Consider the following 12,725-nt stretch of genomic DNA (forward strand, 5'->3'; position numbering starts at 1 on the left):
AACAGGGCTAAGCGTCACGGAAACTCAAGCGCAACCGAACCCCTCATGGGACGAGACCAGGTCACGCAGTCCCCGCGACAGCGGTTGATGACAATGAGACACTGGATCACCTCCTTTCAGTTGTTACCGACAAGGAGGAGGCTAGGGTGATTCCAAGCACCTCGTAAACGGCAAAGATTCAGCGGCTCACAGGTCACGCGACTGCAACAAAATCAGGCGCTAGGCTGGCAATGAGTGCGGTTGCCTAATTTGTAGGCCGATGATCTGCCTATTGACTGGTCACTTGCTGCTGCGACGCATGATCCTTGCGTAAGATGGGAGCCTGTCGGCAGGAAATCGCTCGCGAAACCGCCGTGAACACGCCTTGTTGCGATGCCCCGATGGCCCGGACCCTGGTTGGCACGTCGCTTGCGAACTTCCCTGCCAGCTGGAACGGCAGCTGGTGCCCGGCAAGGGCGCGGTCAACAGGGACCTCAGGGGATATCGCAGTGAAACTCACTCGTCGCACGATCATCGGCGCCGCCTTCGCGGGCGCCACGGTTCTTTCCTCGCTGCTGCCGGCGGCGGCGCAAGAGACCATCAAGGTCGGCATCCTGCACTCGCTCTCCGGCACGATGGCGATCTCGGAGACGACGTTGAAGGACGTCATGCTCATGCTCATCGAGGAGCAGAACAAGAAGGGCGGCGTGCTCGGCAAGAAGCTCGAGGCGGTCGTGGTCGACCCGGCCTCGAACTGGCCGCTCTTCGCCGAGAAGGCGCGCGAGCTGATCGTCAAGGACAAGGTCGCGGCCGTGTTCGGCTGCTGGACCTCGGTCTCGCGCAAGTCGGTGCTCCCGGTGTTCAAGGAGCTGAACTCGATCCTGTTCTATCCTGTCCAGTACGAGGGCGAGGAGAGCGAGCGCAACGTGTTCTACACCGGCGCCGCGCCGAACCAGCAGGCGATCCCTGCCGTCGACTACCTCGCCAAGGAGGAGAAGGTCCAGCGCTGGGTGCTCGCCGGCACCGACTACGTCTATCCGCGCACCACCAACAAGATCCTGGAGGCCTATCTTCTCGCCAAGGGCGTGAAGAAGGAGGACATCCTGATCAACTACACGCCGTTCGGCCACTCCGACTGGCAGACCATTGTCTCCGACATCAAGAAGTTCGGCACGGCCGGCAAGAAGACCGCGGTGGTCTCGACCATCAATGGCGATGCCAACGTGCCGTTCTACAAGGAACTCGGCAACCAGGGCATCAAGGCGACCGACATTCCGGTCGTGGCGTTCTCGGTCGGTGAAGAAGAGCTCGCCGGCATCGACACCAAGCCGCTGCTCGGCCATCTCGCCGCCTGGAACTACTTCCAGTCGGTCAAGACGCCGGAAAACGAGGCCTTCATCAAGCAGTGGAAGGCCTACAAGAAGAACGAGAAGGCCGTCACCAACGACCCGATGGAGGCCCATGTCATCGGCTTTGCCATGTGGGTGAAGGCGGTCGAGAAGGCCAAGAGCTTCGATCCCGACAAGGTCATCGACGCGCTGCCCGGTGTCGAGGCGCCGAACCTGACCGGCGGGGTCTCGAAGATGCTGCCGAACCATCACATCACCAAGCCGGTGCTGATCGGCGAGATCAAGGCCGACGGCCAGTTCGACGTCGTGTCGAAGACCGGTCTTGTCGCCGGTGACGCCTGGTCGAAGGAGCTCGATGGCTCCAAGGACCTGGTCGGCGACTGGGTCGAGAAGAAGTGCGGCAACTTCAACGTCAAGACCGGCAAGTGCGGCGGCGGCGCCTGAGCTAAGAGGGGGAAGGGCGGCACGGTCGGAAAGCCCGGCCGCCCTTCGAATTGCCTGAGCATGCCGCCGGATCAGCCGGCGGCATGCAGGACTGCCGAACAGCCAATCGAAGCGAGCCATGCGGATCCTCCACAGCCTCCTGCGCATGCTTGCGCTCGCGATGACGCTTGCGCTCATGCCGGCCGTCGCCCTCGCGCAGGCCGCCGACGAAGCCTTTACCCGGCTCGGCGCCGACAGCTTCTCGGACACGGCGCGCGCCATCGACATCCTCATCCAGAGCGCGCATCCGAACGCCGCGGTGGTGATCGAGGCGCTGGCTGACGGGCGCCTGCTCGCCGGCGGTGGCGCGGTCGCGGTGAAGACCAAGGAGGGCGGCTTCCTCGATGCCCGGACCGGGCAGGCGCTCACCGCCGCACCGGCCGGCGTCAACCCGGTGAGACTCAACAACAATGTGCGGCGGGTGATCCAGGGCGCGCTCGGCGGGCTCGGGCTGATCAATCCCGATCCCGGCAAGCGCGTCGCCGCCGCCGAGGCTGTCTTTAGGGCGCGCGACGTCTCGGTGCTGCCGGTTCTGGAGGCCGCCATCGCCAAGGAAACCAATGACCGGGCGCGCCGGGCGCTGCGCGAGGCGCAGGCCGCGATCCTGATCGCCAAGACCGATGCGCCGCCATTCGACCGCATCGCCGCCGTCGACGTGCTGCGCGAGCGCGGCGACCAGGATGCGCTGGCGACGCTGCGCGCTTTGCCGGGCGACGCCTCACCGGGCCTGAGGGAGGCTCAGGGGCGCGCCATTTCCGAGATCGAGGGCAAGCTCGCTCTGTGGCGGGCCGGGCAGAACCTCTGGTACGGGCTCTCGCTCGGCTCGGTGCTGCTGCTCGCCGCGATCGGCCTTGCCATCACCTTCGGCGTGATGGGCGTGATCAACATGGCCCATGGCGAGATGGTCATGCTCGGCGCCTACACCACCTTCATCGTCCAGGAGGTGATCCGGTCGCGCTTCCCGGGGCTGTTCGACTGGTCGCTGGCGATCGCAATCCCGGCCGCCTTCATCGTCGCCGGCGCGGTCGGGGTCGCGATCGAGCGCGGCGTCATCCGCTTCCTCTATGGCCGACCGCTGGAGACACTGCTCGCGACCTGGGGCATCAGCCTGATCCTGCAGCAGGCAGTGCGCACCGCGTTTGGGCCGACCAATCGTGAGGTCGGCGCGCCAGCCTTCATGTCCGGCGCCTTCGAGCTCGGCGGCCTCGCCATTACCTGGAACCGGCTCTGGATCATCGTCTTCGCGGCCCTCGTCTTCGCGGCGCTGCTCGCGATCCTGAAGCTGACGCCGATGGGCCTGCAGATGCGGGCGGTCACGCAGAACCGGCGCATGGCTTCGGCAATGGGCATCCGCACCGGCCGGATCGACGCGCTGACCTTCGGGCTCGGCTCGGGCGTCGCGGGGCTAGCCGGCGTCGCGCTCTCGCAGATCGACAATGTCAGCCCCAATCTCGGCCAGAGCTACATCATCGACAGCTTCATGGTCGTGGTCTTCGGCGGTGTCGGCAATCTCTGGGGCACGCTGATCAGCGCGATGAGCCTCGGCGTCGCCAACAAGCTCCTGGAGCCTTACGCAGGCGCCGTGCTCGGCAAGATCGCGCTGCTGGTCTTCATCATCCTGTTCATTCAGAAACGCCCGCGCGGCCTGTTCGCGCTGAAGGGCAGGGCGGTGGAAGCATGATCACCCGCTTCCTGCTCTCGAACATGGACAGGCGGGGGCTCGTCTTCCTCGCCCTCATCGCTGCGATCGGCCTTCTGGTGCCGCTGGCCAACCTGCTGATGCCGGCGGGCTCGCCCTTCCATGTCTCGACCGCGACCATGTCGCTCTGGGGCAAGTATCTCTGCTACGCGCTGCTGGCGATCTCGCTCGACCTGGTCTGGGGCTATTGCGGCATCCTCTCGCTCGGCCACGGCGCCTTCTTCGCGCTCGGCGGCTATGCGATGGGCATGTATCTGATGCGCCAGATCGGCTCGCGTGGCGTCTACGGCAACCCGGTGCTGCCCGATTTCATGGTCTTCCTGAACTGGCAGGAATTGCCGTGGTACTGGTACGGCTTCTCCTCCTTCCCCTTCGCCATGCTGATGGTGCTGCTGGTCCCCGGCCTGCTCGCCTTCGTCTTCGGCTGGTTCGCCTTCCGCAGCCGCGTCACCGGCGTCTATCTCTCGATCATCACCCAGGCGTTGACCTATGCGCTGCTGCTCGCCTTCTTCCGCAACGACATGGGCTTCGGCGGCAATAACGGCCTGACCGATTTCAAGGACATTCTCGGCTTCAACGTGCAGGCGCAGGGCACGCGGGCGGCGCTGTTCGCGATGACCTGCGTGATGCTGATCTCCGGCTTCCTGATCGCGCGCGGCATCGTCTCGTCGAAGCTGGGCAAGGTGGTGATCGCCATCCGCGACGCTGAATCGCGCACGCGCTTCCTCGGCTACCGGGTCGATCGCTTCAAGCTCTTCGTCTTCACCGTCTCGGCCTGCATGGCCGGCGTCGCCGGGGCGCTCTACGTGCCACAGGTCGGCATCATCAATCCGAGCGAATTCGCCCCGGCCAATTCGATCGAGACCGTGATCTGGGTCGCGGTCGGCGGGCGCGGCTCGCTGGTCGGCGCCGCGCTCGGGGCCGTCGTGGTCAACTGGGCCAAGACGGTCTTCACCTCGGGCTTCATGGCGCCGTACTGGCTGTTCGCGCTCGGCGCGCTCTTCGTCTTCGTCACCCTGTTCATGCCGAAGGGCATTCTCGGCACCGCGCAAGGCTGGTGGGAGAGCCGCAAGCGGCCCGCGCCCGTGCCGGCGGCCGAACCGGCTCCGGCGGAGTAACGCGCATGAATGCTCCCACCCCCGGCGCGCTGACCTCCTCGCTGCTCTATCTCGACGGCGTCAGCGTCTCCTTCGACGGCTTCAAGGCGATCCGCGGCCTGTCGCTCACCATCGAGCCCGGCGAGATGCGCGCCATCATCGGCCCTAACGGCGCCGGCAAGACGACGATGATGGACATCATCACCGGCAAGACCCGGCCGGACGAGGGCACCGTGATGTTCGGCGGCTCGGTCGACCTGACCAAGCTCGATGAGGCGGCAATCGCCAATCTCGGCATCGGCCGCAAGTTCCAGAAGCCGACCGTGTTCGACTTCCACACGATCGAGGACAACATCCTCCTGGCGCTGAAATCGAAGCGGTCCGTGCTGAAGACGCTGTTCTGGCAGACCGAGAGCACCCAGCAGAAGCGCATCGACGAGATCCTCGGCATCATCAAGCTCGCGGACAAGCGCGAGCGCCTCGCCGGCTCGCTTTCGCACGGCCAGAAGCAGTGGCTCGAGATCGGCATGCTGCTGGCGCAGGACCCGAAGCTCCTCCTCGTCGACGAGCCGGCCGCCGGCATGACCGATGGCGAGACAGCGCAGACCGCGGTGCTGCTCAAGGAGATCGCGAAAGATCACTCCGTGATCGTGGTTGAGCACGACATGGGCTTCATCCGCGAGCTTGGCGTGAAGGTCACGGTACTCCACGAGGGCTCTGTATTGGCCGAGGGACCCCTCGATCAGGTTAGTGCCAATGAGCGAGTCGTCGAAGTCTATCTGGGGCGCTAAGCATGATGCGGAAACGTAAAAACCGGTCTTCCGATCAGATCATGTGGCGGGACAACTGCTCATGCTGACTGTGGACGCCATCGATCTGCATTACGGCGCGGCGCAGGCACTGCGGCGCGTCTCGGTCAGCGCCGAGGTCGGCAAGGTCACCTGCGTCATGGGCCGCAACGGCGTCGGCAAGACGTCGCTGATGCGCGCTATCGTCGGCCAGCAGCCGATCAGCGGCGGCAGGATCAGTTTCGGCGGTGAGGACATCTCGACCCTGCGCACCGAGGATCGGGCGCGGGCCGGCATCGGCTTTGTGCCGCAGGGCCGCGAAGTCTTCCCGCTGCTGAGCGTCAAGGAGAACCTGGAGACCGGCTTTGCGCCCTTGCCCCGCAAGGAGCGCTACATCCCGGACGAACTCTTCAACCTATTCCCCGTGCTCAAGTCCATGCTGGGCCGGCGCGGCGGAGACCTCTCGGGCGGCCAGCAACAGCAACTCGCCATTGCGCGAGCGCTGGTCACCCGACCCAAATTGCTGGTTCTCGACGAGCCGACCGAGGGCATCCAGCCCTCGATCATCAAGGATATCGGCCGCGCCATCGATTATCTGCGCCAGCGTGGCGACATGGCGATCGTACTGGTCGAGCAGTATTTCGACTTCGCCCGCGACCTCGCCGACACGATGTTCGTGATGGACCGTGGCGAGGTGGTGCTGGCCGGGCCGATGGCGGAACTCGACGGAGCGCAGGTTCAGAGGTTGATTCAGGTGTGAGGAAATGCCCCGCCGGCAACGGTCCGGCGGGGTGCTTCGCGTGTTGGTCAGATCGCGGCGTTTCGTGCGGCAAAGACCTCCTTCGCCGCGAACAGCCCGTTGAGCGCGGCCGGGAAGCCGGCATAGACCGCCATCTGTATCAGGATCTCGGTGATCTCCTGGCGCGACAATCCAACGTTCAACCCCGCCTCGATATGCACCTTGAGCTGTGGCTGGGCGTTGCCCATTGCGGCGAGTGCCGCGATCGTCGCGATCTCGCGGGAGCGCAGGTCGAGCCCCGGCCGGCAGTAAATATCTCCGAACGGAAATTCGAGGATGTAATCGGCGAAATCGGGTGCGATGTCGGCGAGCGCTGCAATCACCTTGCGGCCGGCTTCGCCATCGATCTCAGCGAGAGCCCGCTTGCCGCGCTCCAGCCTGTTGGTTTCGACGTGAGCGTTGATGTGCGTCATGGTCTTCGATCCTCTTCTCGATGTCGGCATAGCCGGCGATCTTGGTGTCGAGGACGAGAAGGCAGGCTTCGAGTTCGGCAACGCGAGCGCGAACCTGCTCGCGGTGCCGTTCCAGCAATGTACGACGCTCGGCTTCCGTGCCGGAGCCCTTTTCCCGCGAGGCAGCATAGCGCAGCATCTCGCGGATCGGCATGCCGGTGGTCTTGAGCCGGCCGAGGAATTCGATCCAGGTCAGGATCGAGGCGTCGTAATCGCGCTGGCGTGACCGGTCCCTGTCGGCATAGGGCAGCAGCCCGATCCGCTCGTAATAGCGGATCGTATGGGCCGACAGCCCCGATCGCCTTGCCAGTTCACCGATCTTCATGGCCGCCTTCTCATCTCGACGCGGGGGAAGCTACAAGTTCGAGCGCACTCTAAGTCAATGCCGTCGCGCGAGGTTTTTTGAGAGGGCTGCGCTCGGTCTCAAAATTCCAGCGGCGCGTTGTCGATGACCTCCTTCATCACGAAGAAGGTCCGGGTCTGGCGCACGCCGGGTAAAGCGAGCAGCGTTTTCGCGTGCAGCCTGTTGAAGTCGGCGAGGTCGCGCACGCGGATCTTGAGGAAATAGTCGAAATCGCCGGCGACGATGTGGCAGTCGAGCACGACGGGGAGCTGCTTCACCGCCTCCTCGAACAGGCCGAAGCTTTCCGGCGTCGAGCGGTCGAGCACCACCCCGACGATGGCGAGCGTGCCCTTCTCGACCTTGTGCGGATCGACCTGCGCGCGCACGCCGGTGACATAGCCTTCGGCGAACAGGCGCTGGATGCGGCGATGGCAGGTCGCCGCGCTGGTGTTCACCCGCTTGGCGATCTCGGCATTGCCCATGCGCCCGTCGGCCTGCAGCAAACGCAGGATTCTGAGGTCGGTTTTGTCGAGTTCGGCCTCCATGAATGATTCTTCCGTTTTTACTGCAGTGGATGTCGCTAAAAGCTAGCAGATTGCGAATTATGTGAAAGCAGAAGAAAAAATTTTGGCGAAGTTCGGGAGTACCTTTCAAAGGCGTTTTGCTAGCATTTGCGGGTCATTTCGAGAGGAAAACCCGCCATGCTCGCCAAGTTCGAACGCTATCCCCTGACCTTCGGGCCATCGCCGATCGAGAAGCTGCCACGCCTCTCCGCGCATCTCGGCGGCGGCGTCGAGCTTTATGCCAAGCGCGAGGATTGCAATTCCGGCCTCGCCTTTGGCGGGAACAAATTGCGCAAGCTCGAGTACATCGTGCCGGACGCGATCGCGTCGGGCGCCGACACGCTGGTCTCGATCGGTGGCGTCCAGTCGAACCATACCCGCATGGTCGCGGCGACCGCCGCCAAGATCGGCATGAAGTGCCGCCTCGTGCAGGAAAGCTGGGTGCCGCATGAGGACGCGGTCTACGACCGGGTCGGCAATATCCTGATGTCGCGGGTGATGGGAGCCCATGTCGAACTGGTCGACGAGGGCTTCGACATCGGCATCCGGGCGAGCTGGGAAAACGCGCTGGCGGACGTCAAGGCCAAGGGCGGCAAGCCCTATGCAATCCCGGCCGGCGCTTCCGTGCACAAATTCGGCGGGCTCGGCTATGTCGGCTTCGCCGAGGAGGTGAGGGCGCAGGAGGAAGAGCTCGGCTTCAAGTTCGACTACATCGTCGTCTGCACCGTCACGGGCTCGACCCATGCCGGCATGGTCGTCGGCTTCGCGAAGGACGGACGCCAGCGCAACGTCATCGGCATCGACGCTTCCTTCACGCCGGCGCAAACCAGGGCACAGGTGCTCGACATCGCCCAGAAGACCTCCGACCTCGTCGGCGGCAAGGCGATCACCGCAGACGATATCGTGCTGAACGAGGACTACGCCTACCCGGTCTACGGCGTGCCGTCGCAGGAGACGATCGAGGCGATCCGCCTGTCGGCCCGGCTCGAGGGCATGATGACCGACCCCGTCTATGAGGGGAAATCGATGCAAGGCATGATCGATCTGGTGAAGAAGGGCTTCTTCCCGGCCGGCTCGAAGGTGCTCTACGCCCATCTTGGCGGCGTGCCGGCGATCAACGGCTACAGCTACACCTTCCGCAACGGTTGAGCGTCATGGAGGCGCTCGTCCTTTGTGAGATCGCGGCGGGCCGCGACGATCTGCGCGAGGCCCTGCTGGCGCGCATCGGCCGGCTCGGCCTTGGCGGGCGGGCGAAGCTGAGCTTCGTCGCCCGCGACCGGAATGCGCCCGGCAACACGATCGTGGCTGCCGGCTTTCCGAGGCAGGCCGAGGCTGAGCGTTTCAGCGCCGAGGCTATCGGCGATGGTCACGATCCCGGTGCGATCAGGCTGCTCGCGGTCGAGCCCGCCTGGCAGGCCGAGCCTCTGCCGCTGATGTTTCCCTGACAGAGGTTGGCGCCGGCCGTTAGGGCCTGGCGCCGGCCGCGTCCGGCAGGTCGCCAACGACCGTGCCCTGCGCCTTCGGCTTGGTGAGCGGGGCGGGGGTCGGCTGGTTGCCGTGGATCAGGTCATGGCCGGCATGGATGTCGCTCGCGACCTGCAGGTCGAGGCGCTCGGCGTCGCGACGGCGGACATCCTCGACGATCTCGATGGCCTCGTCCTCGGGCACGCCCAGCGCGCGCAGGACCTCGCCGCCGAAGACCATGGCGGATTCGAAGGTCTCGCGGATCTGGTAGTCGACGCCGGCACGGATCAGGTCCATCGAATGACCGCGGTCGAAGGCGCGCACGAACAACTTCGCATGCGGGAACTCAGCCTGCGCCACCCGCACGATGGCGTTGGCCGTCTCGCGCTTTTCGACACAGACCAGGATCGCCTCAGCCTGATGGGCGCCCGAGGCATGCAGGATGTCGGCGCGGGTGCCGTCGCCATAATAGACCTTGAAGCCGAAGGTCGCGGCGGCCTGGATCATCTCCACATCGGTCTCGATCAGCGAGATGCTGCAGCCGCGGGCAAGCAAAGCCTGGCTGGCGACCTGACCGAAACGTCCGAAGCCGACGACGAGGATGCGTCCCTTGAGCCCCTCGGCATGCTCGATGCCATCCAGCGATTCCCGCTCAGGCGGCATGAAGCGGTCGATGGCGAGCACGACCAGCGGCGTGATCGCCATCGACAGGATCACGATGGCGCTGGCGATGGCGTTGATCCGCGCATCGAAGATGCCGGCCGCGGCGGCGGCGCTGTAGAGCACGAAGGCGAACTCGCCGCCTTGCGAGAACAGCGCGACACGGGTGATCGCGGCGCGCGTGCGGGTGCGAAACAGCTTGGCGACGATGAAGATGCCGGCCGCCTTGACCAGCATGAAGGCGGCGACCCCTAACGCGACGGCTCGCCACTCCTGGCCGATCAGCTTGAGATCGAGCGACATGCCGACCGCCAGGAAGAACATGCCGAGCAAGAGGCCGCGGAACGGCTCGATATCGGCCTCGAGTTGATGGCGGAAGGTCGATTCCGACAGCAGCACGCCGGCGAGGAAGGCGCCCATCGCCATGGAGAGGCCACCGAGCTGCATCGCCAGCGCCGAGCCGAGCACGACGAGCAGCGCGGCGCCAGTCATGACCTCGCGGGCCTGGGCATTGGCGAGCAGCCGGAACATCGGGTTGAGCAGCCATTTGCCGGCGACGACGAGGCCGACAAGCGAGCCGGCGCCGATCAGGAGCGGCATGATCCCGCCGGTCTCGGCCGCCTTGGCCGGTGCCAGCACGGCGACGACTGCGAGCAGCGGCACGATGGCGAGGTCTTCGAGCAGCAGGATCGAGACGGCCTGCTGGCCCTGCGGCGTCGAGGCTTCGCCGCGTTCGTTCAGCATCTGCATCACGACCGCGGTGGAGGAGAGCACGAAGCCCATGCCGGCGATGAAGGCCGCGGCGGGAGGCAGGCCGGCGAGAACACCGACCCCAGTCAGGAGCGCGCCGCAGAGCCCGACCTGGGCGACGCCGAGGCCGAAGATCTCGCCGCGCAGGTTCCAGAGCCGCGAGGGCTGCATCTCCAGCCCGATGATGAACAGGAACATGACGACGCCGAACTCGGCGACGTGGAGCACGCTTTCGGGATTGGAAAAAAGGCCGATTCCGGAGGGGCCGATGACGAGGCCGCCGGCGAAATAGCCGAGCACGGAGCCGAGCTTGAGCTTGCGGAAGATCGGCACCGCGATGACGCCCGCCCCCAGAAGCCCGACGGCCTGAACCAGATCCTGCGAGAAACCCTCCGCCGCCATAACGCTCCCTTTGCCTGCCTTCGCTGTGGATATTCGCGCCCTCGAAACAGAAGGCGCCGGAGCCGTTTAGGCAAGCTTTCGCTCGACCGCCAGGCTGCCCGGGCGATCTCATGCACCTGCCGTGCCGGTCACCCCTGCGCTTGCCCACTGCTCTCCGCCGGGGCATGTAGCGTCGCCAAAGCCGGCTTCCCGCCGGCCGGCAGGAGCGTTCGCGATGCAGCTTGGAGTGGTCGGCCTCGGCCGCATGGGAGCCAATATCGTCCGCCGGCTGCACCGCGCCGGGCACCAATGCGTGGTCTATGACCGCGACCCGAAGCCGGGCTTGGCGCTTGCCGCGGACGGTGCCGTTAACGCCAGCGATCTCAAGGACATGGTCGCCAAGCTTCAGGCGCCTCGCGCGATCTGGATCATGCTGCCGGCCGGCGAGATCACCGAGAAGACGCTCGCCGAGCTCGCCGGGATGATGGCGCCGGGCGACACGCTGATCGATGGCGGCAACGCCTTCTGGAAGGACGATGTCCGGCGTGGGCGCGAGCTCGAGGCGAAGGGCCTGCACTATCTCGACATCGGCACGTCCGGCGGCGTGCACGGGCTGGAGCGCGGCTATTGCCTGATGATCGGCGGCGACAAGGGCGTCTTTGATCGCCTGGAGCCGATCTTCCAGGCGCTGGCGCCGGGGAAGGGCGAGATCGAGCCGACCAAGCATCGCGATGGGCGCAATCCGACGGCCGAGCAGGGCTATCTGCATTGCGGCCCGGCCGGCGCCGGCCATTTCGTCAAGATGATCCATAACGGCATCGAATACGGGATGATGCAGGCTTTCGCCGAAGGGTTCGACCTCCTGCGCAACGCCTCGGCCAAGGACGGCTTGCCCGAGGAATACGGCTTCGATTTCGACGTCGCCGAGATCGCCGAAGTCTGGCGGCGCGGCTCGGTCGTGACCTCCTGGCTGCTCGACCTCACCGCGGAGGCGCTGGCTGCCGATGAGGAGCTTGGCGCCTATTCCGGCCATGTCTCGGATTCGGGCGAGGGCCGCTGGACCGTGCAGGCCGCGATCGAGACTGCGACGCCGGCCGAGGTGCTGACCTCCTCGCTCTACACCCGCTTCCGCTCGCGCAAGGACCACACCTTCGCCGAGAAGATCCTGTCCGCCATGCGCGCCGGCTTCGGCGGCCATGTCGAGCCGAAGAAGCAGGGCTGAAACCATGACCCGCGTGAACGGGGCCGGCGCGCCGGCCGTGATCGTCGTCATGGGCGTGGCGAGCTCAGGCAAGACCTCGCTCGGCGAGCGGCTGGCGCAAAAGCTCGGCTGGCCGTTCCGCGACGCGGACAGCTTCCACCCGCCTGCGAACGTTGCGAAGATGTCGAGCGGCATTCCGCTGACCGACGAGGATCGCAAGCCCTGGCTGGCGGCGATCGCAGCCTGGATCGACGAATTGCGTGCCAGCGGCGGCAACGGCATCGTCACCTGCTCGGCGCTGAAGAGGGCTTATCGCGACGTGATCGTCGGGAAGCGGCCGGATGTCGCGCTGGTCTACCTCAAGGGTTCGCGCGAGCTGATCGGCGAGCGCATGGCGGCGCGCCAGCACCATTTCATGCCGCCGGCCCTGCTCGACAGCCAGTTTGCGACGCTGGAGGAGCCGGGTGCGGACGAGAACCCGCTCGTCGTCCAGGTCGAGGCGAGCAAGGACGCGATCGTCGAGCAGGTGGTCAGCGAGCTGCGGCTCGGCTAGCCGCCCGGCGGCGCGCTGTCCCGCAACATCAGCGCCGCGATGTCGGCGGCGCGATGGCGCGGCTTGAGCGAGGCGGCGAACAGGGCCAGCTGGTGGCGCAGATAAGCCAGCACCAGCGGCAGCAACGGCGCCTGTGAGCGATCGGCAGTGTGCACGGAAGCCTC

Annotated in this window: 14 protein-coding genes; 9 read left to right on the forward strand and 5 right to left on the reverse strand. The window is 65.7% G+C overall.

The features are described 5' to 3' along the window. The first annotated feature begins 509 nt into the window (after window positions 1-509). The 5 genes from urtA (at window position 510) to urtE (ending at window position 6,155) form a co-directional block, all read left to right on the forward strand. Window positions 510-1,772 (forward strand): urea ABC transporter substrate-binding protein, encoded by a 1,263-nt coding sequence (urtA, locus tag ACSQ3M_RS02585; protein ID WP_436149277.1) that lies wholly within the window; start codon window positions 510-512, stop codon window positions 1,770-1,772. 118 nt (window positions 1,773-1,890) lie between these two features. Next, window positions 1,891-3,492 (forward strand): urea ABC transporter permease subunit UrtB, encoded by a 1,602-nt coding sequence (urtB, locus tag ACSQ3M_RS02590; RefSeq protein ID WP_436148500.1) that lies wholly within the window; start codon window positions 1,891-1,893, stop codon window positions 3,490-3,492. Beyond that, complete coding sequence (gene urtC, locus ACSQ3M_RS02595; RefSeq protein WP_436148501.1) at window positions 3,489-4,628, forward strand: urea ABC transporter permease subunit UrtC; 1,140 nt, start codon at window positions 3,489-3,491, stop codon at window positions 4,626-4,628. The genes urtB and urtC overlap by 4 nt, the downstream gene beginning before the upstream one ends. Before the next feature lie 5 nt (window positions 4,629-4,633). Continuing rightward, complete coding sequence (gene urtD, locus ACSQ3M_RS02600) at window positions 4,634-5,398, forward strand: urea ABC transporter ATP-binding protein UrtD (protein ID WP_436148502.1); 765 nt, start codon at window positions 4,634-4,636, stop codon at window positions 5,396-5,398. A gap of 61 nt (window positions 5,399-5,459) precedes the next feature. Continuing rightward, window positions 5,460-6,155: an urea ABC transporter ATP-binding subunit UrtE gene (urtE, locus tag ACSQ3M_RS02605; RefSeq protein WP_436148503.1), complete on the forward strand. Its 696-nt coding sequence runs from the start codon at window positions 5,460-5,462 to the stop codon at window positions 6,153-6,155. Window positions 6,156-6,202: 47 nt separating this feature from the next. Here the strand turns inward: urtE and ACSQ3M_RS02610 are convergent, their stop codons facing one another. The 3 genes from ACSQ3M_RS02610 to ACSQ3M_RS02620 all read right to left on the reverse strand — a co-directional run bounded on the left by ACSQ3M_RS02610 (window position 6,203) and on the right by ACSQ3M_RS02620 (window position 7,534). Then, window positions 6,203-6,607 carry a carboxymuconolactone decarboxylase family protein gene (locus ACSQ3M_RS02610; RefSeq protein WP_436148504.1) on the reverse strand — a complete coding sequence of 135 codons (405 nt, stop codon included), beginning with the start codon at window positions 6,605-6,607 and terminating at the stop codon, window positions 6,203-6,205. Next, window positions 6,543-6,971, reverse strand: a complete 429-nt coding sequence (locus tag ACSQ3M_RS02615) for a MerR family transcriptional regulator (protein ID WP_436148505.1) — start codon at window positions 6,969-6,971, stop codon at window positions 6,543-6,545. Before ACSQ3M_RS02615 ends, ACSQ3M_RS02610 begins: the two co-directional genes overlap by 65 nt. Before the next feature lie 98 nt (window positions 6,972-7,069). Then, window positions 7,070-7,534, reverse strand: a complete 465-nt coding sequence (locus tag ACSQ3M_RS02620) for an Lrp/AsnC family transcriptional regulator (RefSeq protein ID WP_110489357.1) — start codon at window positions 7,532-7,534, stop codon at window positions 7,070-7,072. Window positions 7,535-7,690: 156 nt separating this feature from the next. Between ACSQ3M_RS02620 and ACSQ3M_RS02625 the strand changes: the two genes are divergently transcribed. Beyond that, window positions 7,691-8,701, forward strand: a complete 1,011-nt coding sequence (locus ACSQ3M_RS02625) for a 1-aminocyclopropane-1-carboxylate deaminase (protein WP_436148506.1) — start codon at window positions 7,691-7,693, stop codon at window positions 8,699-8,701. A gap of 5 nt (window positions 8,702-8,706) precedes the next feature. Then, window positions 8,707-8,997, forward strand: coding sequence for a hypothetical protein (locus ACSQ3M_RS02630; RefSeq protein ID WP_436148507.1), 291 nt, complete (start codon window positions 8,707-8,709; stop codon window positions 8,995-8,997). A 19-nt stretch (window positions 8,998-9,016) separates the two neighbouring features. On the opposite strand, the gene ACSQ3M_RS02635 is transcribed toward ACSQ3M_RS02630, so the two are convergent. After that, entirely contained in the window at window positions 9,017-10,828 is a 1,812-nt protein-coding gene (locus tag ACSQ3M_RS02635) for a monovalent cation:proton antiporter-2 (CPA2) family protein (RefSeq protein ID WP_436148508.1), read from the reverse strand. A gap of 214 nt (window positions 10,829-11,042) precedes the next feature. On the opposite strand from ACSQ3M_RS02635, the gene gnd reads away from it, so the two are divergent. Then, on the forward strand, window positions 11,043-12,029 hold the full coding sequence (gene gnd, locus ACSQ3M_RS02640) for a phosphogluconate dehydrogenase (NAD(+)-dependent, decarboxylating) (RefSeq protein ID WP_436148509.1): 987 nt from the start codon (window positions 11,043-11,045) through the stop codon (window positions 12,027-12,029). 4 nt (window positions 12,030-12,033) lie between these two features. Next, window positions 12,034-12,561: a gluconokinase gene (locus ACSQ3M_RS02645; protein ID WP_436148510.1), complete on the forward strand. Its 528-nt coding sequence runs from the start codon at window positions 12,034-12,036 to the stop codon at window positions 12,559-12,561. Here the strand turns inward: ACSQ3M_RS02645 and ACSQ3M_RS02650 are convergent. Further along, window positions 12,558-12,716: a hypothetical protein gene (locus tag ACSQ3M_RS02650; RefSeq protein WP_436148511.1), complete on the reverse strand. Its 159-nt coding sequence runs from the start codon at window positions 12,714-12,716 to the stop codon at window positions 12,558-12,560. The two genes, ACSQ3M_RS02645 and ACSQ3M_RS02650, sit on opposite strands and share 4 nt — an antisense overlap. Window positions 12,717-12,725 lie beyond the last annotated feature (9 nt).

This window comes from Allobosea sp. LjRoot90 (genome assembly GCF_964254315.1).
Lineage (GTDB): Bacteria > Pseudomonadota > Alphaproteobacteria > Rhizobiales > Beijerinckiaceae > Allobosea.

Coding starts and splice junctions, on each gene's coding strand:
- ACSQ3M_RS02630 (WP_436148507.1), top strand. CDS start 8,707: ATGGAGGCGCTCGTCCTTTGTGAGATCGCGGCGGGCCGCGACGATCTG.
- ACSQ3M_RS02625 (WP_436148506.1), top strand. CDS start 7,691: ATGCTCGCCAAGTTCGAACGCTATCCCCTGACCTTCGGGCCATCGCCG.
- ACSQ3M_RS02610 (WP_436148504.1), bottom strand. CDS start 6,607: ATGACGCACATCAACGCTCACGTCGAAACCAACAGGCTGGAGCGCGGC.
- ACSQ3M_RS02645 (WP_436148510.1), top strand. CDS start 12,034: ATGACCCGCGTGAACGGGGCCGGCGCGCCGGCCGTGATCGTCGTCATG.
- ACSQ3M_RS02620 (WP_110489357.1), bottom strand. CDS start 7,534: ATGGAGGCCGAACTCGACAAAACCGACCTCAGAATCCTGCGTTTGCTG.
- gnd (WP_436148509.1), top strand. CDS start 11,043: ATGCAGCTTGGAGTGGTCGGCCTCGGCCGCATGGGAGCCAATATCGTC.
- urtD (WP_436148502.1), top strand. CDS start 4,634: ATGAATGCTCCCACCCCCGGCGCGCTGACCTCCTCGCTGCTCTATCTC.
- urtC (WP_436148501.1), top strand. CDS start 3,489: ATGATCACCCGCTTCCTGCTCTCGAACATGGACAGGCGGGGGCTCGTC.
- ACSQ3M_RS02615 (WP_436148505.1), bottom strand. CDS start 6,971: ATGAAGATCGGTGAACTGGCAAGGCGATCGGGGCTGTCGGCCCATACG.
- ACSQ3M_RS02635 (WP_436148508.1), bottom strand. CDS start 10,828: ATGGCGGCGGAGGGTTTCTCGCAGGATCTGGTTCAGGCCGTCGGGCTT.
- urtE (WP_436148503.1), top strand. CDS start 5,460: ATGCTGACTGTGGACGCCATCGATCTGCATTACGGCGCGGCGCAGGCA.
- urtB (WP_436148500.1), top strand. CDS start 1,891: ATGCGGATCCTCCACAGCCTCCTGCGCATGCTTGCGCTCGCGATGACG.